The organism is Paraburkholderia nodosa DSM 21604, assembly GCF_000519185.1.
In the GTDB taxonomy this organism is placed as follows: Bacteria; Pseudomonadota; Gammaproteobacteria; order Burkholderiales; family Burkholderiaceae; genus Paraburkholderia; species Paraburkholderia nodosa.
This window is the reverse complement of the sequence record NZ_JAFA01000038.1, coordinates 26,025-45,651: the sequence shown is the minus strand read 5'-3', so window position 1 is coordinate 45,651 and position 19,627 is coordinate 26,025. Positions and strand designations below refer to the sequence as shown.

Here is a 19,627-nt window from a genome sequence, read left to right as displayed (position 1 = left end):
GCTGGCTGGGACCGGCCGTCAAACCAGCACGAGATTGTCGCGGTGGATCAACTCCGGCTCGAGCATATAGCCGAGGATGCCCTCGATCTCGCCGCTCGGATGACGCTGGATCAGCTTCGTTTCCGCGCTGCTGTAGTTGGTGAGCCCGCGCGCCACTTCCACGCCCGCGCCGTTCAGGCAAGCGATCACTTCACCGCGCGCGAACGCGCCCTGCACGCCGGTCACGCCGATGGGCAGCAGGCTCTTGCCGTCTGCCGTGAGCTTCTGCACCGCGCCGTCGTCGATCACGACGTGGCCGCGCACCTGCAGGTGGTCGGCCATCCACTGCTTGCGCGCCGCCATGCGCGCCGTGCGTGCGATGAGCTGCGTGCCGATCGCCTCGCCCGCAGCCAGACGCACGAGTACTTGCGCTTCGCGCCCGCTCGCGATCACCGTGTTCGCGCCGCTATGCGCGGCGCGCTTGGCCGCGAGGATCTTGGTGAGCATGCCGCCGCGGCCGATGCTCGACCCCGCGCCGCCCGCCATTGCCTCGAGCTCCGGCTTGCCTGCATCGGCTTCCTGCACGAGCGTCGCGCTCGGGTCCTTGCGCGGATCGGCCGTATAAAGGCCGCTCTGGTCGGTGAGGATGATGAGCGCATCGCCTTCGATCAGGTTCGCGACGAGCGCGCCGAGCGTGTCGTTGTCGCCGAACTTGATTTCGTCGGTGATCACGGTGTCGTTCTCGTTGATGATCGGCACGACGCCGAGGCGCAGCAGCGTGAGCAACGTGGAGCGCGCATTGAGATAGCGTTCGCGGTCAGCCAGGTCGGCGTGCGTGAGCAGGATCTGCGCAGTGCGAATGTCGTGCTCGGCAAAGCGGCTTTCATAGACCTGCGCGAGGCCCATCTGCCCGACTGCCGCAGCAGCCTGAAGCTCGTCGATCTCGCGCGGCCGCTTGGTCCAGCCGAGCCTCTGCATGCCTTCGGCGATCGCGCCCGAACTCACGAGCACGACCTCCTTGCCCTGCGCACGCAGCGCCGCAATCTGCTCGGCCCAGCGGCCGATTGCCGCATGATCGAGCCCGCGGCCGTCGTTGGTGACGAGGCTCGAACCGACTTTCACTACCAGACGCCGCGAATCGGCGATGACGGAACGCATGCTGCGCGGTCTCCCAAATGACTGATGACGCGTGAAGTTTCCTTGGCGCGGCCAGCGCGGCTCACGGGCCGGCCGGTGCGACGAATTACTCCTGCGGCTGCTGCGCGTTCCCGCCTTGCCCCTCACGGAAGCGCACGTCGGATGCGAGGTCTTCGGCTTCGGCTGCACGGCGCGCGTCGGAGTGCGCGGAGACGTAGTCGTACACCGCGTAACACAGGTTTTCGCAGCCCTGCCCCGTGAGCGCGGAAATCTCGAACACGGGACCGTCCCACTCGAAGCGCTTCACGAAGTCGGCAATGCGCTCGGCGCGCTCGTCCTCCGGCACCATGTCGAGCTTGTTCAGCACGAGCCAGCGCGGCTTGTCGTAGAGCGTCTCGTCGTACTTGCGCAACTCGCCGACGATCGCCTTGGCCTCCACAACCGGATCGACGCTTTCGTCGAACGGCGCGAGGTCGACCAGATGTAGCAGCAGGTTCGTGCGCTGCAGGTGGCGCAGGAACTGGTGACCGAGGCCCGCACCTTCCGACGCGCCTTCGATCAGGCCCGGAATGTCGGCGATCACGAAGCTCTTGCTCGGCCCCACGCGCACCACACCCAGATTCGGCGCGAGTGTCGTGAACGGGTAGTCGGCAATCTTGGGCTTCGCGTTCGACACCGAGGAGATGAACGTGGACTTGCCCGCGTTCGGCATGCCGAGCAGTCCGACGTCGGCGAGCACCTTCAGCTCCAGCTTGAGCATCCGGCGTTCGCCGGCCTTGCCGTCGGTCTTCTGACGCGGTGCGCGGTTCGTGGACGACTTGAAATGCAGGTTGCCGAGGCCACCCGCACCGCCCTGCGCGACCATGACTTGCTGATCGTGCTCGGTCAGGTCTGCGATCAACTCGCCCGTGTCCTGGTCGGTGATGACCGTGCCCACCGGCATGCGCAGCGTGATGTCGTCGCCGCCCTTGCCGTAGCAGTCCGAGCCGCGGCCGTTCTCGCCGTTGCGCGCCTGGTGCTTCTTCGTGTAGCGGTAGTCGATGAGGGTGTTGATGTTGCGGTCCCCGACGGCGTAGACGCTGCCGCCGCGCCCGCCGTCACCGCCGTCCGGCCCGCCGAACGGGACGAACTTCTCGCGCCGCATCGACGCGCTGCCATCGCCCCCATCGCCGGCGATGACTTCGATCTTCGCTTCGTCAATGAACTTCATGAGTTACTCCGTCCCGTGGATATCGATATTTTGCCCGCCATGGCCGAAACTGGCCAACCCGGGCGCCAACGACGCTCCGCAAGCCAACGGAAGCCCGTTACGACCCCGAAAGACTGCGGATAAATAAAAAGGCCCCGCAAACTTCGCGGGGCCTTCTTTGCGTCGCGTGTAGCCCGCTCGCGAGCGGTCTAAAGCTTAGGCCGCTGCCGGGACGACGTTGACCAGTTGCTTGTTGGCTGCGCCCTTGATCGTGAACGCGACGTGGCCGTCGACCAGCGCGTAGAGCGTGTGGTCCTTGCCGATGCCGACGTTCAGGCCCGGGTGCATGCGCGTGCCGCGCTGGCGAACGATGATGCCGCCTGCAAGGATCGCCTGGCCGCCGTACACCTTCACGCCAAGTCGCTTCGACTCTGAGTCGCGGCCGTTACGTGACGACCCGCCTGCCTTTTTGTGTGCCATTTGTTTGCTCCTTTACCTGCGTGCGCTTACGCGTTGATCGCGTCGATGCGCAGTTCGGTGTAGTTCTGGCGGTGGCCGCCATGCTTCTGGTAGTGCTTCCGGCGACGCATCTTGAAGATGGTCACTTTGGCGTGTCGGCCTTGCGACACAACGGTGGCCTTGACGGAAGCCCCACTGACCAGCGGCGTACCGAACTTAATCGATTCGCCTTCGCCCACTGCGAGAACCTGGTCGAGCGTGATTTCTGCGTCAATGTCAGCCGGTATCTGTTCTACTTTAAGTTTTTCGCCAACGGCAACTTTGTACTGCTTGCCGCCGGTTTTTATGACCGCGTACATTGAGAACCTCACTCTGAGTAATCTTTTCAGGCACACTGCGCGCCCGAAACCTTAGATTATACATAGAGTTAGCTTCGCGGTCAAAAGACATGCAAGACCGTTGCGCGAGTGTGCGCAACGGTCTTCGGGCCCGTCAGATGGGCCCCGGGGCTATCCGCACGGCATAGCGCCAGCATCCACGCGGCCGCCCGGGCCGCGCGAAAATAGAGGGAGCCATCGGCAGGGCGGCAGCGGAGCGTCCGGCATGCAGTCGATTCGCCTTATAATCCGCGGCACTACCCCTATTTGCCATCATGTCGTCCACCGCCACTCCATCCCCCAGCGCAGCCACCCTGCTTGCCCCCATCGCCAGTGACATGGAGCAGGTGAATCGTGTCATCCGGCAGAGCCTGGCGTCCGAGGTGATGCTGATCAACCAGATCTCCGAGTACATCATCGGCGCGGGCGGCAAGCGGCTGCGTCCGGCGCTCCTGCTGATGGTGGCCGGCGCGCTCGGCGACCACGGCACGGAGCGCCATGTGCTCGCGGCGGTCGTCGAATTCATTCACACGGCGACGCTCCTGCACGACGACGTCGTCGACGAATCGGACCTGCGGCGCGGCCGCCAGACGGCCAATGCGCTGTTCGGCAACGCCGCCAGCGTGCTGGTGGGCGATTACCTGTATTCGCGCTCGTTCGAGATGATGGTGGGCGTCGGCAAGATGCGCGTGATGGAAATTCTCTCCGCTGCCACGACGATCATCTCCGAAGGTGAAGTCCTGCAGCTGCTGAACATGCACGACGCCGACGTGGACACCGACCGCTACATGCAGGTGATCCGCTACAAGACCGCCAAGCTTTTCGAAGCCGCGGCGCAGCTCGGCGCGGTGCTTTCGGGGGCGGATGCGCACACCGAGGAAGCCGCGGCCGAATACGGACGGCGCATCGGCACCGCATTCCAGATCATGGACGACTGGCTCGACTACACGGGCACGCCTGAATCGATGGGCAAGAACGCCGGCGATGACCTGCGCGAAGGCAAGCCCACGCTGCCGCTGATCTGGCTGATCGAGCACGGCACGGCGGCGGAAGCCGCGCTTGCGCGCGAAGCGATCGAGCAAGGCGGCACGACGCGCTTCGACGAAATCTTCGCGGCGATTACGCGCTCGGGCGCACTCGAGCACACGCTGCAATGCGCGCGCACCGAGGCGCAGGCCGCTGCCGACGCGATTTCAGCGTTCCCCCCTTCCATTTACAAAGATAGCCTGCTAGAATTATGTTCTTACTCGACGACGCGCCAGTCTTGAAACAGACGAAGTTGAAACAGACGAAGCGGGTTGTGGAGTCCAGCAGTCAATTCGGGGTGTAGCTTAGCCTGGTAGAGCGCTACGTTCGGGACGTAGAGGCCGGAGGTTCGAATCCTCTCACCCCGACCAGAATTCAAAAAAAACCGCGCATACATTGCGCGGTTTTTTTTCGTCTGTACCTTTTGTACTGCGTCCTGTCCTGGCAACTCGCGGCGCACCGCCCCTCGCGCAGCCGGCAGCGGCCTTGTCCGTTCGGCCAGTCGCCCTGGAACTGCGGTACCCCTCTGTTATAGTTTCCCCATCCGCCCCCCCTCATTTTCTCGACGCGTGGACCACCTTCCCTTATGGGCGCAGATTTGCGCCGTCTTCGTCCTGCTCATCTGCTCCAGCTTTTTCTCCATCTCCGAAACGGCGATGATGGCGCTCAATCGCCATCGGCTCAAATACCTCGCCAATCACGGCACGCTCGGCGCGAAGACCACCCAGAAGCTGCTCGCGCGCACCGACCTGCTGCTTTCGGTGATCCTGATCGGCAACAATCTCTTCAACACCATCATCCCGGTCCTCACGACCTCGATCGCGCTCCATACCTTCGGCCGCAACAACCTCGTGCTCTCGATCGCAACGGGCATCGTTGCGTTTCTCATCATCGTGTTCGCGGAAATCACGCCGAAGATTGTGGGCGCAACGTTTCCGGAAAAAATCGCGCTGCCCGCGAGCCTCTTGATCGCGCCGCTCATGCGCGTGACGAAGCCCCTCGTCTGGTTCGTCAACATGTTTGCGAACACCATCCTGCGCATACTGCACATCAATACGCACAAGGCGCATGACCAGCGACTCTCGACCGAGGAGTTGCGCACCATCGTGCTCGAGTCGGGCAGCTTCATGCCGACCAAGCACCGCAGCATCCTGCTGAACCTGTTCGATCTGGAGAACATCACCGTCGACGATGTGATGATTCCGCGCCGGCGCATCGAGGCGCTTGATTACGACGCCCCTCTCGAAGAGATCCTGCATCAGCTCGAGACCTGCTATCACAACAAGCTGATCGTCTATCAAGGCGACATCGACCGCGTACTCGGCGTGCTGCATGTGCGCAAGACGCTAGCCGCGCTGCACAATCAGGATTTCGAGCGCGAGACGCTGCGCGAACTGCTCACCGAGCCGTATTTCGTACCTACGGGCACGCCCGGGTTCCAGCAACTTCAGTACTTCCAGGAAAGCCGCCATCGCATCGCGCTCGTCGTGAACGAGTACGGCGAAATGGAAGGGCTCGTGACGCCCGAAGACATCATCGAGGAGCTGATCGGCGAATTCACCACGTCGATGCCGCGCAGCGGCACCGGACGCGGCGGCTGGAACGACGAAGGCGAATGTATCGTGCCGGGCAGCATGCCTTTGCGCGAACTCAATCGCTGGCTTCATATCAAGCTGCCCACGGATGGTCCCAAGACGCTCAACGGCCTGATCCTCGAAGTGCTGGAAGAAATTCCCGAAGGCGACGTGTGCCTGCAGATCAGCGACGTGAAGCTCGAAGTGCTACGCAGCGACGACCAGGCCGTACGCACGGTCAAGCTCTTCAAACCTGGCGCCAAGCCGCGCCAGGGCACGCTGCAAAAGGCGAAGAAGCTGCTGCCGGGACGTTAGCCGTTCGGCCAGGTGGCGGCGCAGTGCGCCGCGCGCCATGATGAAGGCGTCATCTGTTCGAGGCGGCTTCGCGCCGGCATGCCGATGCTTTCTACTCCTTATCGTGCGCGCCCTTTCGCCGCCGTGGCTTCCGAAGGCGGTATGGGCGGCGGAGCAACAGCGCGCGCCCCTGCGCCTGTCTCTGCACCGCAGCTCGACGACGCACCCGCCGTTCGCCTGCTCTCCGAAACGCTGCACGAAGCCGCGCGGCGCAACGCCTCCGATCTGCACGTCGAGCCGATGGAACACGGCTGGCGCGTGCGTCTGCGCATCGACGGCGTGCTGCACGAAATAGCGCGACCGCCTGCGCATCTGCGCGATGCGTTCGTCACGCGCATCAAGGTGCTCGCGCGCATGGACATCGCCGAGCGGCGCATTCCGCAGGACGGCAGGCTGCGGCTTGCGCCCCCGGCTGCGCCGCGCGCCGCCGAGGACTACCGCGTGAATTCGCTACCGACGCTTCACGGCGAAAAGCTCGTGTTGCGCAGGCTCGAAGCACTTCCGGCCGACCTGTCGCTTGCCGAACTCGGGCTCGATGAAGCGCAACAGCGCACAGTAGCCGAAGCGATCAGCGCGCCGCATGGTCTTGTCCTTGTCACGGGCCCCACCGGCAGCGGCAAGACGCTTTCGCTCTACTGTTTCCTGCAAAGGCTCAACGGCACGGCGCGCAATCTCTGCTCGGTGGAAGATCCCGCCGAAATCCAGCTCGCGGGCATCAATCAGGTCAACGTGCGCGAGAAGGCCGGGCTCACCTTTGCGGTCGCACTGCGTGCGCTGCTGCGCCAGGACCCGGACGTCATCATGATCGGCGAAATTCGCGACGAAGAAACCGCCAGCGTGGCCGTCAAGGCCGCGCAGACCGGCCATCTCGTCCTCTCGACCGTGCACACGAACGACGCCAGCGCGGCCTGCGCACGGCTCGTCGACATCGGCGTCGAACCGTACAACCTGGCGGGCTCGCTGCGGCTCGTCACGGCGCAACGTCTCGTGCGGCGGCTATGTCCGCAATGCCGCGTACGCGGCGAAGCTTCGCCGGCGGCGCTCGTCGCGGCGGGACTGCACACGCACGACGGTGACATGACGCAGCTTTATGTCGCGCGTGGCTGCGACGCTTGCCACGGCATCGGCTATCGCGGCCGCGTGGGGATCCACGAGGTCTTGCCGATCTCGGAGACCCTACGCGACCTGATCGTCACAGGGCGCGGCGCACACGAAATCGCTCGCGAAGCACGCAGAAGCGGTGTGGCAACCTTGCGCGACGCCGCGCTCGCACGCGTGCGCGACGGCACCACGAGTCTCGCCGAAGCGCTTGCCGCAACGGAGGCGCCATGAGCACCGGGCGCGCCCATCGCGGCCCATCCGAGTGGCGCTTCGCGTGGCGCGGTCTCGACGCATCGGGCGCGACGAAGCGTGGCACGGTGATCGCGCTCGACGCCACGGCTGTGCGCGTCACGCTCAAGCGCGAGCGCATCACCGTGCTCGCCATCGAGCGCAGATCGAACGCGGGCGAGCCCAGGGCAAGCCACACGGACGTCACGCGTTTTACACGCCAGCTCGCGAGCCTCCTGCGTGCCGGCCTGCCGCTTGCGAACGCGCTCGAGCTGCTCGCGCTCTCGCCGGGGCCGAACGGCATGCCGCGCATTGCCTCAGCGCTCGCGCGCGACATCGCCGGCGGCCTGCGCTTTGCCGAGTCGCTCGCGCGACATCCGGCGCGCTTCAACGCGCTGTATTGCCAGCTCGTCGCCGTTGGCGAAGCCTCGGGTGCGCTCGCCGCCGTACTCGGGCGCCTCGCCGATGACCGCGAGCGTGCCGCGGCGCAGCGCGCCAAAGTGCGCGCTGCGCTCACCTACCCTGTCGCGGTGCTGCTGCTCGCGTTTGTCATTACGGCGGCGTTGCTGGTCTGGGTCGTGCCCACGTTCAAACAGATCTTCGAAGGCTTCGGCGCCGCACTGCCCGCGCCCACGCAGTTCGTGCTGATGCTCTCGGCGGGCGCCGCGCGCTGGAGCGTGCCGGCAGCCGTAGCCGCAGCCACCGGCACGCTCGCCCTGCAAGCGGCTTTGCGCCGCTCGGAAGCCGCACGCATCGCGTTCGGACGCACGCTGCTGAAGCTCCCGCTTTGCGGCGCGCTGCTCACCACGCTGTGCGCCGCCCGCTGGAGCCGTGCGCTCGGCACGCTGCTCGCCGCCGGCACGCCACTCGCCGACGCCTTCGATTCGCTCGCGCACGCAAGCGGCAACGCATTCTTCGATCGCGCGAGCGCAGGCATCAGCGAGCGCCTGCGGCACGGCGAGCGGCTCGCCGCAGCCATGCGTGCGGCGGGATGCTTTCCGGCCGATGTGGTTCAGCCCGTTGCGGTCGCGGAAGAATCGGGCGCGCTCGACGCGATGTTGCTCGATGTGGCCTCGCTCGCCGACCGTCAGGTCGACGAAAAGATCGCGCTCGTGTCGAGCCTGTGCGAGCCGCTCGTGATCGTCGTACTCGGTGCGCTGGTCGGCGGCCTCGTCGTTGCGATGTATCTTCCCATCATTCAACTGGGCAACGTGGTGTAGCATCGCTGCCAGATTCCGGTTCCGTCTCATGCCCGTCCAACTCCTATCCGCGCCCGACACCGCAACGCCGCTCGCAGCCGCTCTCGCCGGTCTGCCCTTCGGCGTGCTCATGCTCTTCGCCATTGCGTTCGGGCTCGTCATCGGCAGCTTCCTCAACGTCGTCGTGCACCGGCTGCCGATCATGCTGGAGCGCGCGTGGCGCGCCGATGTGGCCGAAGCGATTGGCACGCCCGGTCCACTCTTCGAACAAGACGGGCTGCCCGCGCGCTACAACCTCTGGCTCCCACGCAGCGCGTGCCCGCACTGCGGCCACGTCTTGCGCGCCTGGGAAAACATTCCGGTGCTCAGTTGGGTCGCGCTGCGCGGGCGCTGCTCGCACTGCCACGCGCGCGTGAGCGTGCGCTACCCGCTCATCGAAATCGCGAGCGCGGCTTGCGCGGCCGGCGCATTGCTCGCCTTCGGGCCCACCGGCAAGGCGCTCGCCGCCTTCGTGCTGTGCGCCACGCTCATCGCCGCGAGCGCCATCGACCTCGAACACCAGATGCTGCATGACGAAATCACGCAGCCGCTGCTGTGGGCCGGGTTGCTGGTCAATTTTGCCGGCACCTTCGTCACGCTGCGCGAAGCGGTAATCGGTGCGGTCGCGGGTTATCTGGCGCTCTGGTGCGTCTATTGGGTCTTCAAGCTGTTACGTGGCGTAGAAGGCATGGGCCACGGCGACTTCAAACTGCTTGCCGCGCTCGGCGCGTGGCTCGGGTGGAGCGCGCTGCCGCAGATCGTCGTGATCGCCGCAGTGGCGGGCGCGCTCGTCGGCATCATCGCTACGTTGACGGGACGCATGCGTTTCGAAGAGCCGCTGCCGTTCGGCCCGTATCTGGCCGCTGGCGCACTCGTCACCTTGTTTGCCGGCACACCGCTGTATGGCGTATTTGCGTGGGGGAACTGATCAAATGTTCGCGGTCGGATTGACGGGTGGCATCGGCAGCGGCAAGTCCACGGTCGCGGATGGCTTTGCCGCACGCGGCGTGACGATCGTCGACACCGATCTCATCGCGCATCGCATTGCCGCGCCGCACGGCGTCGCGATGGCGCAGATCGCCGCGGTATTCGGCCCTGAATTCGTCGCGCCGGACGGCTCGATGGACCGCGCGCGCATGCGCACGCTCGTGTTCGGCGACGAGTCCGCGCGCAAGCGGCTCGAGGCCATCACGCACCCACTGATCCGCTCCGAGACCGAACGCGAAACGCGAGAGGCCAGTGGGCCTTACGTGATCGTGGTCGTGCCCTTGCTCGTCGAGTCGGGCACCTGGAAGACGCGCGTCGATCGCGTGCTCACCGTCGATTGCAGCGTGGAAACGCAGATCAACCGCGTCATGCGCCGCAATGGCTTCACACGCGAGCAGGTGCTCGCGATCATCGCGCGGCAGGCCACGCGCGAAGCGCGCCTCGCGGCCGCCGACAACGTGGTGGTGAACGACAACGGTGCGACGCTCGAAACGCTCGACCAGGACGTCGACGCATTGCATCAGACGTATCTCAAGCTCGCTGCCGCAAAGGCCAGCAACGCGTAAAACGCGCCATCCGCGCGCGATTAGCGGGTCACATCGGCAAAGCCCCGGGCCAGCGCGATTGCGACCGTAGTCCCACGGCATTAGAATGTCCTGCAATCCGTCACCTACCACGCCCGAGGCGAGCGCGCTTGATTCTTTACGAGTATCCCTTCAACGAGCGAATCCGGACGCTGCTGCGCCTTGAAGACCTGTTCGAGCGCTTCACGTTTTTCCTGACCCAGGAGGATCCGAGGGAACATCACGTCGCGCTCACGACGCTCTTCGAAATCGCCGAAGTCGCAGGCCGCGCCGACCTGAAGTCGGATCTCATGAAGGAACTCGAGCGGCAGCGCCAAACGCTCGCGCCGTTCCGCGGCAATCCCGGCATCGAGCAGAATGCGCTCGAAACCGTGCTGGGCGAAATCGAGCAGACGCTCGCCGGCCTCACGCAGATGCAAGGCAAGACGGGCCAGCATCTGATGGATAACGAGTGGCTCACGAGCATCCGCAGCCGCGCGATCATTCCCGGCGGCACCTGCAAGTTCGATCTGCCGTCGTATTACGCGTGGCAACAGTTGCATCCCGATCAACGCCGTCAGGACATCGCGAAATGGGTCACGCCGCTGCTGCCGCTGCGCGACGCTGCCGCGATCGTGCTGCGCCTCGCACGCGAGTCGGGCCAGGCGTCGAAGGTGATGGCGATGCAGGGCAGCTATCAGCAGATGCTGTCGGGCCGCGCCTATCAGCTCATGCAAGTACGCGTGGCACCGGAATTGCGCATGATTCCCGAAGCGAGCGCGAACAAGTACATGCTGTGGGTGCGCTTCACCGTGCAGGATGGCGATCTGCGTCCGCGAGCCGTCGATCAGGACGTGCCGTTCCAGCTCACACTGTGCAGCCTCTGAAAGCAAACGCGCCGCCACGCCAGACTCAACGCAACCAAAGTTCTATCGCATGACCACTGTCGTCAAATGTCCGACCTGCGGCAAGGAAGTCCGCTGGGTCCCGGAAAACCGCTTCCGGCCGTTCTGCTCCGAGCGTTGCAAGCAAATGGATCTCGGCGCATGGGCAGCCGAAAAGTACCGCATTGGCGGCGCCGACGACGAAACACCGCCCGAAGACGCGCCGCCCACGGATACGCGCCAGTAAGCGAGCGCCGCGACGCGCTCGCGCCAGACGAAAAAAAGGCCGCTGTGCATCAAGCACAGCGGCCTTTTGCGTCGTGGCGGCCCCGCGTAGGGCGTTACTCCGCGGCAAGCCACTCCAGCACAGGAATCGTCGCGGGCAAGAGCGGCTCGACGCTCGCCGGCAGCGACTGCCAGACGAACGCCTGGCCTTCGCGGCCATGCGGCTCGCCGGTCCACTCGGTCACCTTGCAGAAATAGAGCCGCACATAGGCGTGCGGGTAGTCGTGTTCGAGCGTGTGCCACAGGTGACACGCCTTCACGTCGATGCCCAGTTCCTCGTGCAATTCGCGCGCGAGCGCCGCTTCGACGGTCTCGCCCGCTTCCAGCTTGCCGCCCGGAAACTCCCAGTAGCCTGCATACGGCTTGCCTTCGGGGCGCTGCGCGAGCAGGTAGCGGCCATCGGGCTGCACCAGCACGCCCACCGCGACTTTCGTCACGGGGCGTGTCTTTCCGGAAGCATCGTTTGCGGCGTTGGCCTCGGCGCTCATGCCTCTTGCGCCTTCTTGCCCGACCAGTCGCGCGCAAACTGCCACGCCACGCGGCCCGAACGCGAGCCGCGCTCGAGCGCCCACACAAGTGCGTCGCCGCGCGCCGATTCGACTTCGGCGTCGTCGCAGCCGAAATGGCGCAGCCAGTGGCCGACGATCGTCAGATAGTCGTCCTGCTTGAACGGATAGAAGCTCACCCAAAGGCCAAAGCGCTCGGACAGCGAGATCTTCTCTTCCACCACTTCGCCCGGATGAATCTCGCCGTCGGGCATGTGCTTGTACGTCTCGTTGTCGCTCATGTACTCGGGCAGCAGATGGCGCCGGTTCGAGGTCGCGTAGATCAGGACGTTGTCCGACTGCGCGGCCACCGAACCGTCCAGCGCCACCTTCAGCGCCTTGTAGCCCGATTCGCCTTCCTCGAACGAGAGGTCGTCGCAGAACACGATGAAGCGCTCGGGGCGCGCCGAGATGAGATCGACGATATCGCCGAGGTCATGCAGATCGTCCTTGTCGACTTCGATCAGGCGCAGGCCCTCTTGCGCGTACGCGTTCAGGCAGGCCTTGATCAGCGACGACTTGCCGGTGCCGCGCGCACCGGTGAGCAGCACGTTGTTCGCGGGCTTCTTTTGCACGAACTGGCGCGTGTTGCGGTCGATGAGATCTTTCTGCCGGTCGATGTTCTGCAGGTCGTCGAGCGAGATCAGCGAAATCGCGGGCACCGGCTGCAGGAAGCCGCGTCCCTGGCGCTTGCGCCAGCGAAACGCAACGGCCGCGTTCCAGTCGATATCGGGTGCCGAGGGCGGCAGCACGGCTTCGAGGCGGCCGAGCAGCGCTTCGGCGCGGGTCAGAAACTGTTCGAGCTTGTCCATGTGGTGAAGGCGCTTGAAATCAGGAGCGGTAATCGGCGTTGATGCTCACGTAGTCGTGCGAGAGGTCGCAGGTCCAGATCGTGGCCTGCGCGTCGCCGCGGCCCAGCAGCACGCGAATCAGGATCTCGCTCTTCTTCATGACGCGCTGACCGTCTTCTTCGCGGTAAGCCGGGTTGCGTCCGCCCGCTTTCGCCACGAGCACATCGTCGAGATACAGGTCGATCTTGTCGACGTCGAGGTCCGTCACGCCGGCATAGCCGATCGCGGCGAGGATACGGCCGAGGTTGGGGTCCGATGCGTAGAACGCCGTCTTCACGAGCGGCGAATGGCCGATCGCATACGCGATCTGGCGGCACTCGGCCACATCCTTGCCGCCTTCCACCTGCACGGTCATGAACTTGGTCGCGCCTTCGCCGTCGCGCACGATGAGCTGCGAGAGTTCCTGGGCGACGGTCGTCACGGCGTCGCGCAGCGCGGCGTAGGCAGGCGTGTCAGTCGAGGTGATCGCGGGCAGGCTCGACTTGCCCGAGGCAATCATGATGAACGAGTCGTTGGTCGAGGTGTCGCCGTCGATGGTGACGCAGTTGAACGAGCGGTCGGCCACGTACTTCACGAGCTCGTCGAGCACGGGCTGAGCAACGTTCGCGTCGAAGGCCAGGAAGCCGAGCATGGTTGCCATGTTCGGCTTGATCATGCCCGCGCCCTTGCTGATACCCGTGAACGTGATGGTGTGGCCGTCGACCGTGACCTGGCGCGACACGGCCTTCGGCAGCGTGTCGGTCGTCATGATGGCCTGCGCGGCGTCATACCAGTTCGCGGTCTTGCGGTTCTCCAGCGCGGCGGGAAGGCCCGCCTTCAGGCGGTCGATGGGCAGCGGCTCGAGAATCACGCCGGTCGAGAACGGCAGCACCTGCGAGGACTCTAGGCCGGCAAGGCGCGCGAGTTCATCGCAGGTCTCGCGTGCGTGTTTCATGCCCGGCTCGCCGGTGCCCGCGTTCGCGTTGCCGGTGTTCACCACCAGCGCGCGAATACCCTTGCCGCCCGCGCGCACCTTCGCGAGATGTTCGCGGCACACCGTCACCGGCGCGGCACAGAAGCGGTTCAGCGTAAACACGCCGGCCACGCTCGCGCCTTCGTCGACGGAAATCACCAGGACGTCCTTGCGATTGGGCTTGCGGATGTTGGCTTCCGCCCAGCCGAGCGTCACGCCGGCGACCGGATGAAGTTGAGCGGGATCAATCGAGGGGAAATTGACAGCCATGGTGGCGACCTGTCGAAAAGGCAATGCCGGCGAGGGCGCTGGAGCCTGGCCGGCATCGGGATTCAAAACGCAAGGCCCGCAAGGAGAAGCGGGCCACCGGAATCTACGTTCAAGCGTGCGTCACGCGATCTTGCCGTGACACTGCTTGTACTTCTTGCCGCTGCCGCACGGGCACGGATCGTTGCGGCCCACCTTCGGCAGCTCGCTGCCCACCGGCGGCGTGTGGCTCATGGCCGCGCCCACCATTGCGGCGGCGGCGTCGGCGGCCACGGGTACAGCAGCCGCGGGAGCCGGCGCTGCGTCGGCTTCGGCGAACTCGGCATGGCGGAACTCGACGTTCTCGACATGATGGCCCTGCTCTTCGATCTGCTCGGCCGCCTGTTCGAGCTGCTCCGGCGACTGGATCTGCACGTTCATCACGATACGCGTGACTTCGAGCTTCACGGCTTCGAGCATCGCGGCGAACAGTTCGAACGCCTCGCGCTTGTACTCCTGCTTCGGGTTCTTCTGCGCATAACCGCGCAGATGGATGCCCTGACGCAGATGGTCGAGCGCCGCGAGGTGTTCGCGCCAGCTGCGGTCGAGCGTTTGCAGCATGACCGAGCGCTCGAATGCGCTGAACGATTCGCGGCCCACGAGCGCGACCTTCTGCTCGTACGCTTCGTCGCCGGCGGCGAGCACGGCTTCGAGAATTTCATCGGAGTCGATCGACGACGACTCGTTGATCATCTCCTGGATCGCGAGATCGAGCTGCCATTCGTTGCGCAGCACTTCTTCGAGCTCGGGCACGTCCCACTGCTCTTCGATACTGCCGTGCGCCACGAACTGACGCACGATGTCGGTGATCACGCCATGACGCATCGCGCCGATCGTTTCGGTGATGTCATGCGCTTCGAGCAGTTCGTTGCGCTGCTGGTAGATCACCTTGCGCTGGTCGTTCGAGACGTCGTCGTACTCGAGCAGCTGCTTGCGGATGTCGAAGTTGCGCGCTTCGACCTTGCGCTGCGCCGACTCGATCGAACGCGTGACGATACCCGCCTCGATCGCCTCGCCTTCCGGCATCTTCAGGCGGTCCATGATCGCGCGCACGCGGTCACCCGCAAAAATGCGCAGGAGCGGGTCTTCGAGCGAGAGATAGAAACGCGACGAGCCCGGGTCGCCCTGACGGCCCGCACGGCCGCGCAGCTGGTTGTCGATCCGGCGCGACTCGTGACGCTCGGTGCCGATGATGTGCAGACCGCCGGCGGCCTTCACCCGATCGTGCAGCGTCTGCCACTCGTCGCTCAGTTGCTGGATGCGGCGCGCCTTTTCGTCGGCGGGGATGGCGTCGTCGGCTTCGATGAACGCCGACTGCTTTTCGACATTGCCGCCCAGCACGATGTCGGTACCGCGGCCCGCCATGTTGGTGGCGATGGTGACGCGCTGCGGACGACCGGCTTCGGCAACGATCGCGGCTTCACGCGCGTGCTGCTTCGCGTTGAGCACTTCGTGCGGCAAACCGGTCTTCGTGAGCAGGTCCGAGAGAAGCTCGGAGTTTTCGATCGACGTCGTGCCGACCAGCACCGGCTGACCACGCTCGTAGCAGTCGCGGATGTCGCGAATCACGGCGTCGTAGCGTTCCTTCGCCGTCTTGTAGATCTGGTCCTGCTTGTCGGTCCGCTTGGGCGTGCGGTTCGTCGGGACCACGACCGTTTCGAGACCGTAGATCTCGTTGAATTCGTACGCTTCGGTGTCAGCCGTACCCGTCATGCCCGAGAGCTTCGCGTACATGCGGAAATAGTTCTGGAACGTGATCGAGGCGAGCGTCTGGTTCTCGCTCTGAATCTTCACGTGCTCCTTCGCTTCCACGGCCTGGTGCAGGCCGTCCGACCAACGGCGCCCGGCCATCAGACGGCCGGTGAATTCGTCGACGATGATGACTTCGCCGTTCTGCACCACGTAATGCTGATCCTTGTAGAACAGCGTGTGGGCGCGCAGCGCGGCGTACACGTGGTGCATCAGCGTGATGTTCTGCGGTGCGTAGAGGCTTTCGCCCGGGCCGATCAGCCCCCACTCGGCGAGCATGCGCTCGGCTTTCTCGTGGCCCGATTCCGTGAGGAACACCTGGCGCGCCTTTTCGTCGAGCGTGTAGTCGCCCGGCTTTTCCACGCCCGTACCGTCGGCCTTCTCTTCGCCGATCTGCTGCTCGAGCAGCGGCGGCAACGCGTTCATGCGCACGTAGAGTTCGGTGTGGTCTTCGGCCTGGCCCGAGATGATGAGCGGCGTACGCGCTTCGTCGATCAGGATCGAGTCCACCTCGTCGACCACGGCGAAGTTCAGCGCACGCTGCACGCGCGCCTCGGTCTCGTAGACCATGTTGTCGCGCAGGTAGTCGAAGCCGAACTCGTTGTTCGTGCCGTAGGTGATGTCCGCCGCGTACGCTTCCTGCTTCATCGCGTGGTCCATCTGCGACAGGTTGATGCCGACGGACAGACCAAGGAAGTTGTAGAGGCGCGCCATCCATTCGGCGTCGCGCTGCGCGAGGTAGTCGTTCACCGTCACGACGTGCACACCGCGCCCCGACAGCGCGTTCAGGTACACGGGCAGCGTGGCGACGAGCGTCTTGCCTTCGCCGGTGCGCATTTCAGCGATCTTGCCGTAATGCAGCACCATGCCGCCGATCAGCTGCACGTCGAAGTGGCGCATCTTCAGCACGCGCTTGCTCGCCTCGCGGCAAACGGCGAACGCCTCGGGCAGCAGCTCGTCGAGCGACGTGCCATTGGCGACGCGCTCGCGGAACTCGACCGTCTTCGCGCGCAGCTGCTCGTCGGTGTACTGCTCGATCTTCGGTTCGAGCGCGTTGATCGCCGCGACCGTCTTCTGATATTGCTTGATCAGGCGCTGATTGCGGCTGCCAAAGATTTTCTGTAAGAAACCGGTGGTCATCGGATCGGTGTCTGCGTCGCGGCTTCGGCCGGGATTCCTGAGGGTGGGTTCAGCGGGTTGTGCAGGGTGTGCACTACGCATCCGGACCGGAGGGACCTCGGCGGCTTTAGCCCAAAATGGTGGATTCGAATCGGGCATTTTAGCACGCGCCCTCTCACCCGCCTGTGTCAGCGCAAAGACGGCTCTGGCGCGCGCGGTGCCCGCGCGGACGGCCTTCCCGCCGTGCGGCGAAGGGCCGCGATGCGGCCCTGGCCGAATGGCCCGAAGGCGCTTGGATGAGCGGTGCGCAGGCTACAATGACCGCATCGCAGTCGCGTAGTGCGTCGGGCTTCCCGCGTTCAGCAACGAGACGCCGTCCCTGCGCGCTAGCCCATCCATACGCCACATGAGCCGTTTCTCGCCGTTTTCAAGGTCCAGGGGACTACGCGCCCCCCAGCCGCTCGCCGAAGTGCTGAGCCGCACGGACGCGTTCGCGCCGCTGCGCGCCGGCGTCGAGCAGATCGCGGCCATCCAGCGCGACCTGAACGCGCTGCTGCCCGACTATCTCGCGGCTAGCGTCGAGCCCGGCTTCATCAAGGACGGCACGTTGGCCCTTTTCACTGCGCATAACGCGCTCGCCGCGCGCTTGCGGCATCTGGAGCCGCGCCTCGTGGCCGATCTGCAGGCGCGCGGCTGGGCGTTGAACAGCGTGCGCATCCGCGTGCGCCCGCAAGCCGTGAAAGATCCCGCGCCGCCCAAGCAGGCGCGCATGACACCGGCGGGCGCGGCAGCGCTCCAGGCGCTGAGCGACACGCTGGAGGCCTCGCCGCTGCAGGCAGCCCTCGCGAAGATGGCGGCGCGCCACACGAAAAAGCGCTAATCCGGCGCGCTCAAATCTCACGAAACCGCGCAAAAAGAAAAAGGGCAGCATAAAGCTGCCCTTTTTACTGCCAAATCGCGCTCGAGACTCAAGCGAAAGCGGTCTGCGCCTCGTAGCCGAAGCCGCGCGGCGCCTTCTGCGGATCGTCGAACGTGACGATCTCGTAAGCGTCCTCATTCGCGAGCAGTTCGCGCAGCAGCGCGTTGTTCAGGCCGTGGCCCGACTTGTAGGCGTCGTACGCCGCCAGCAGCGGATGGCCGACCACGTAGAGGTCGCCGATCGCGTCGAGCATCTTGTGCTTCACGAACTCGTCGTCGTAGCGCAGGCCATCGTTGTTCAGAATGCGGTACTCGTCCAGCACGATGGCGTTGTCCATGCTGCCGCCGCGCGCGAGGCCCAGCTCGCGCATCATCTCGACTTCGTGCGCGAAGCCGAACGTGCGGGCGCGCGCGATTTCGCGCACGTACGAGGTATTCGCGAAGTCCACTTCGAGCGCCTGGCCCGTCTTGTCGACGGCCGGGTGGCGGAAGTCGATCGTGAACTTGAGCTTGAAGCCGAAATAAGGCTCGAGACGTGCGAACTTGTCGCCGTCGCGGATCTCCACCGGTTTCTTGACCTTGATGAACTTCTTCGGAGCGTTCTGCTCCTCAATACCCGCCGACTGGATCAGGAACACGAACGAAGCCGCGCTGCCGTCCATGATCGGAATTTCCTCGGCGGTCACATCCACATAGAGGTTGTCGATGCCAAGGCCTGCGCAGGCGGACATGAGGTGCTCGATCGTCGAGACGCGTGCGCCGTCTTTCTGCAGCACCGAGGCCAGGCGGGTATCGCCAATCGCCATCGCCGATGCGGGGATATCCACCGGCGTCGGCAAATCCACGCGCGAAAACACGATGCCCGTGTTCGGCGCCGCCGGACGGAGCGTCAGGTCGACCTTGCGCCCCGAATGCAGGCCGATGCCGACTGTCTTCACGATTGATTTGATGGTTCGCTGCTTCAACATGGTCTTCTTGCTCATTGAAAATCCCAATCGGGACTTTTTAATTCATAGCACGAATTATACTCCAGTTGCGCCAAGTCCGTCGTTTTCACCGGCGTGACAAACTGTTTCCCTGTGTTACCCACCAGGGATGGAGGGCGGGCCGATACCCGGAACGGAGGCGTTCCCGGGGTGATCGGCCCGCTGGGCTCACGTAATCGCCTGTCACAATTGCGCCGCAGGTTCGCGTTGCATCAGGGCAACGCCGCGCCCGCGAACGCGCTCATGCGCGGGTCAACGTGGCAAGTATGCTCGCAGCATCGCTTACTTCGAACTTGCCGGGCGCTTCGACGTGCAGCGTCTTGACCACGCCGTCGTCGACCACCATCGCATAGCGCTGGGAGCGGATTCCCATGCCACGCGCCGACAAATCCTGCTCCAGTCCGAGTGCACGAGTCAACGCTGCGCTGCCGTCGGCCATCATGCGTACCTTGCCCGAGGTACGCTGATCGCGTCCCCACGCGCCCATGACGAACGCGTCGTTGACGGACACGCACCAGACCTCGTCGACACCGGCCGCGCGCAGCGCGTCGAAGTGTTCGACGTAACCCGGCACGTGCTTCGCGGAGCACGTGGGCGTGAATGCGCCCGGCAATCCGAAGATCACCACGCGCTTGCCCGCCGCTTCCTTTTGCACGTCGAAGCTGTTAGGCCCCAGCGTGCAGCCCTCGCGCGCGTCTTCGACGAACTCGAAGAGGGTCGCTTCGGGCAGCGTTTCACCCTGTTTGATCATGACTCGTCCTTCGCAACGATGCGCAAGCGTGTCGCGCCGGCGTCGTGCAATGTTGGGCAACGATGTACT

The 19,627-nt window shown here is 64.8% G+C and carries 19 protein-coding genes and 1 tRNA gene; 10 read left to right on the top strand and 10 right to left on the bottom strand.

Annotation, left to right across the window (positions count from 1 at the left end):
* Window positions 1–18: 18 nt before the first annotated feature.
* From proB to rplU, 4 genes are all read right to left on the bottom strand, one after another.
* Entirely contained in the window at window positions 19–1,137 is a 1,119-nt protein-coding gene (gene proB, locus A3CW_RS0135700; RefSeq protein ID WP_028207813.1) for a glutamate 5-kinase, read from the bottom strand.
* Between the two features lie 85 nt (window positions 1,138–1,222).
* Window positions 1,223–2,326 carry an Obg family GTPase CgtA gene (gene cgtA, locus A3CW_RS0135695; RefSeq protein ID WP_028207812.1) on the bottom strand — a complete coding sequence of 368 codons (1,104 nt, stop codon included), beginning with the start codon at window positions 2,324–2,326 and terminating at the stop codon, window positions 1,223–1,225.
* 195 nt (window positions 2,327–2,521) lie between these two features.
* Window positions 2,522–2,785: a 50S ribosomal protein L27 gene (gene rpmA, locus A3CW_RS0135690; RefSeq protein WP_028207811.1), complete on the bottom strand. Its 264-nt coding sequence runs from the start codon at window positions 2,783–2,785 to the stop codon at window positions 2,522–2,524.
* 26 nt (window positions 2,786–2,811) lie between these two features.
* A complete protein-coding gene (rplU, locus tag A3CW_RS0135685) occupies window positions 2,812–3,123 on the bottom strand; it encodes a 50S ribosomal protein L21 (protein ID WP_007180329.1) in 312 nt (103 codons plus the stop codon).
* Window positions 3,124–3,416: 293 nt separating this feature from the next.
* Between rplU and A3CW_RS0135680 the strand changes: the two genes are divergently transcribed.
* The 9 genes from A3CW_RS0135680 to A3CW_RS0135635 all read left to right on the top strand — a co-directional run bounded on the left by A3CW_RS0135680 (window position 3,417) and on the right by A3CW_RS0135635 (window position 11,343).
* A complete protein-coding gene (locus tag A3CW_RS0135680) occupies window positions 3,417–4,409 on the top strand; it encodes a polyprenyl synthetase family protein (RefSeq protein ID WP_028207810.1) in 993 nt (330 codons plus the stop codon).
* A gap of 52 nt (window positions 4,410–4,461) precedes the next feature.
* A tRNA-Pro gene (locus A3CW_RS0135675) sits at window positions 4,462–4,538 on the top strand.
* Between the two features lie 198 nt (window positions 4,539–4,736).
* Entirely contained in the window at window positions 4,737–6,056 is a 1,320-nt protein-coding gene (locus tag A3CW_RS0135670) for an HlyC/CorC family transporter (protein WP_028207809.1), read from the top strand.
* 141 nt (window positions 6,057–6,197) lie between these two features.
* A complete protein-coding gene (locus A3CW_RS0135660) occupies window positions 6,198–7,427 on the top strand; it encodes a GspE/PulE family protein (protein ID WP_051481940.1) in 1,230 nt (409 codons plus the stop codon).
* On the top strand, window positions 7,424–8,644 hold the full coding sequence (locus A3CW_RS0135655; RefSeq protein WP_028207807.1) for a type II secretion system F family protein: 1,221 nt from the start codon (window positions 7,424–7,426) through the stop codon (window positions 8,642–8,644). The genes A3CW_RS0135660 and A3CW_RS0135655 overlap by 4 nt, the downstream gene beginning before the upstream one ends.
* Before the next feature lie 28 nt (window positions 8,645–8,672).
* Window positions 8,673–9,590 (top strand): prepilin peptidase, encoded by a 918-nt coding sequence (locus A3CW_RS0135650; protein WP_028207806.1) that lies wholly within the window; start codon window positions 8,673–8,675, stop codon window positions 9,588–9,590.
* A 4-nt stretch (window positions 9,591–9,594) separates the two neighbouring features.
* On the top strand, window positions 9,595–10,215 hold the full coding sequence (gene coaE / locus A3CW_RS0135645) for a dephospho-CoA kinase (RefSeq protein WP_028207805.1): 621 nt from the start codon (window positions 9,595–9,597) through the stop codon (window positions 10,213–10,215).
* Between the two features lie 128 nt (window positions 10,216–10,343).
* Window positions 10,344–11,099: a cell division protein ZapD gene (gene zapD / locus A3CW_RS0135640; protein WP_028207804.1), complete on the top strand. Its 756-nt coding sequence runs from the start codon at window positions 10,344–10,346 to the stop codon at window positions 11,097–11,099.
* Between the two features lie 49 nt (window positions 11,100–11,148).
* Window positions 11,149–11,343 carry a DNA gyrase inhibitor YacG gene (locus A3CW_RS0135635; RefSeq protein WP_028207803.1) on the top strand — a complete coding sequence of 65 codons (195 nt, stop codon included), beginning with the start codon at window positions 11,149–11,151 and terminating at the stop codon, window positions 11,341–11,343.
* 94 nt (window positions 11,344–11,437) lie between these two features.
* Here A3CW_RS0135635 and mutT read toward each other — a convergent pair whose 3' ends face one another.
* The 4 genes from mutT to secA form a co-directional block, all read right to left on the bottom strand.
* Window positions 11,438–11,869 carry an 8-oxo-dGTP diphosphatase MutT gene (gene mutT, locus A3CW_RS0135630; RefSeq protein ID WP_028207802.1) on the bottom strand — a complete coding sequence of 144 codons (432 nt, stop codon included), beginning with the start codon at window positions 11,867–11,869 and terminating at the stop codon, window positions 11,438–11,440.
* Window positions 11,866–12,738, bottom strand: coding sequence for an ATP-binding protein (locus A3CW_RS0135625; RefSeq protein ID WP_028207801.1), 873 nt, complete (start codon window positions 12,736–12,738; stop codon window positions 11,866–11,868). The genes mutT and A3CW_RS0135625 overlap by 4 nt, the downstream gene beginning before the upstream one ends.
* A gap of 19 nt (window positions 12,739–12,757) precedes the next feature.
* On the bottom strand, window positions 12,758–13,999 hold the full coding sequence (argJ, locus tag A3CW_RS0135620) for a bifunctional glutamate N-acetyltransferase/amino-acid acetyltransferase ArgJ (RefSeq protein ID WP_028207800.1): 1,242 nt from the start codon (window positions 13,997–13,999) through the stop codon (window positions 12,758–12,760).
* 120 nt (window positions 14,000–14,119) lie between these two features.
* Window positions 14,120–16,924: a preprotein translocase subunit SecA gene (gene secA, locus A3CW_RS0135615; RefSeq protein ID WP_028207799.1), complete on the bottom strand. Its 2,805-nt coding sequence runs from the start codon at window positions 16,922–16,924 to the stop codon at window positions 14,120–14,122.
* A gap of 385 nt (window positions 16,925–17,309) precedes the next feature.
* On the opposite strand from secA, the gene A3CW_RS0135610 reads away from it, so the two are divergent.
* Window positions 17,310–17,783: a DUF721 domain-containing protein gene (locus tag A3CW_RS0135610; RefSeq protein ID WP_028207798.1), complete on the top strand. Its 474-nt coding sequence runs from the start codon at window positions 17,310–17,312 to the stop codon at window positions 17,781–17,783.
* An 88-nt stretch (window positions 17,784–17,871) separates the two neighbouring features.
* On the opposite strand, the gene lpxC is transcribed toward A3CW_RS0135610, so the two are convergent.
* Together lpxC and A3CW_RS0135600 are read right to left on the bottom strand one after the other, a co-directional pair.
* Window positions 17,872–18,789, bottom strand: coding sequence for a UDP-3-O-acyl-N-acetylglucosamine deacetylase (gene lpxC / locus A3CW_RS0135605; protein WP_028207797.1), 918 nt, complete (start codon window positions 18,787–18,789; stop codon window positions 17,872–17,874).
* Between the two features lie 259 nt (window positions 18,790–19,048).
* Window positions 19,049–19,558: a peroxiredoxin gene (locus A3CW_RS0135600; protein WP_028207796.1), complete on the bottom strand. Its 510-nt coding sequence runs from the start codon at window positions 19,556–19,558 to the stop codon at window positions 19,049–19,051.
* Between the last annotated feature and the right edge of the window lie 69 nt (window positions 19,559–19,627).

Excerpts from the sequence above, each read along its gene's own strand:
- proB (WP_028207813.1), bottom strand. The coding sequence starts at position 1,137 with ATGCGTTCCGTCATCGCCGATTCGCGGCGTCTGGTAGTGAAAGTCGGT.
- cgtA (WP_028207812.1), bottom strand. The coding sequence starts at position 2,326 with ATGAAGTTCATTGACGAAGCGAAGATCGAAGTCATCGCCGGCGATGGG.
- rpmA (WP_028207811.1), bottom strand. The coding sequence starts at position 2,785 with ATGGCACACAAAAAGGCAGGCGGGTCGTCACGTAACGGCCGCGACTCA.
- rplU (WP_007180329.1), bottom strand. The coding sequence starts at position 3,123 with ATGTACGCGGTCATAAAAACCGGCGGCAAGCAGTACAAAGTTGCCGTT.
- A3CW_RS0135680 (WP_028207810.1), top strand. The coding sequence starts at position 3,417 with ATGTCGTCCACCGCCACTCCATCCCCCAGCGCAGCCACCCTGCTTGCC.
- A3CW_RS0135660 (WP_051481940.1), top strand. The coding sequence starts at position 6,198 with ATGGGCGGCGGAGCAACAGCGCGCGCCCCTGCGCCTGTCTCTGCACCG.
- A3CW_RS0135655 (WP_028207807.1), top strand. The coding sequence starts at position 7,424 with ATGAGCACCGGGCGCGCCCATCGCGGCCCATCCGAGTGGCGCTTCGCG.
- A3CW_RS0135650 (WP_028207806.1), top strand. The coding sequence starts at position 8,673 with ATGCCCGTCCAACTCCTATCCGCGCCCGACACCGCAACGCCGCTCGCA.
- coaE (WP_028207805.1), top strand. The coding sequence starts at position 9,595 with ATGTTCGCGGTCGGATTGACGGGTGGCATCGGCAGCGGCAAGTCCACG.
- A3CW_RS0135635 (WP_028207803.1), top strand. The coding sequence starts at position 11,149 with ATGACCACTGTCGTCAAATGTCCGACCTGCGGCAAGGAAGTCCGCTGG.
- mutT (WP_028207802.1), bottom strand. The coding sequence starts at position 11,869 with ATGAGCGCCGAGGCCAACGCCGCAAACGATGCTTCCGGAAAGACACGC.
- A3CW_RS0135625 (WP_028207801.1), bottom strand. The coding sequence starts at position 12,738 with ATGGACAAGCTCGAACAGTTTCTGACCCGCGCCGAAGCGCTGCTCGGC.
- argJ (WP_028207800.1), bottom strand. The coding sequence starts at position 13,999 with ATGGCTGTCAATTTCCCCTCGATTGATCCCGCTCAACTTCATCCGGTC.
- secA (WP_028207799.1), bottom strand. The coding sequence starts at position 16,924 with ATGACCACCGGTTTCTTACAGAAAATCTTTGGCAGCCGCAATCAGCGC.
- A3CW_RS0135610 (WP_028207798.1), top strand. The coding sequence starts at position 17,310 with ATGAGCCGTTTCTCGCCGTTTTCAAGGTCCAGGGGACTACGCGCCCCC.
- lpxC (WP_028207797.1), bottom strand. The coding sequence starts at position 18,789 with ATGTTGAAGCAGCGAACCATCAAATCAATCGTGAAGACAGTCGGCATC.
- A3CW_RS0135600 (WP_028207796.1), bottom strand. The coding sequence starts at position 19,558 with ATGATCAAACAGGGTGAAACGCTGCCCGAAGCGACCCTCTTCGAGTTC.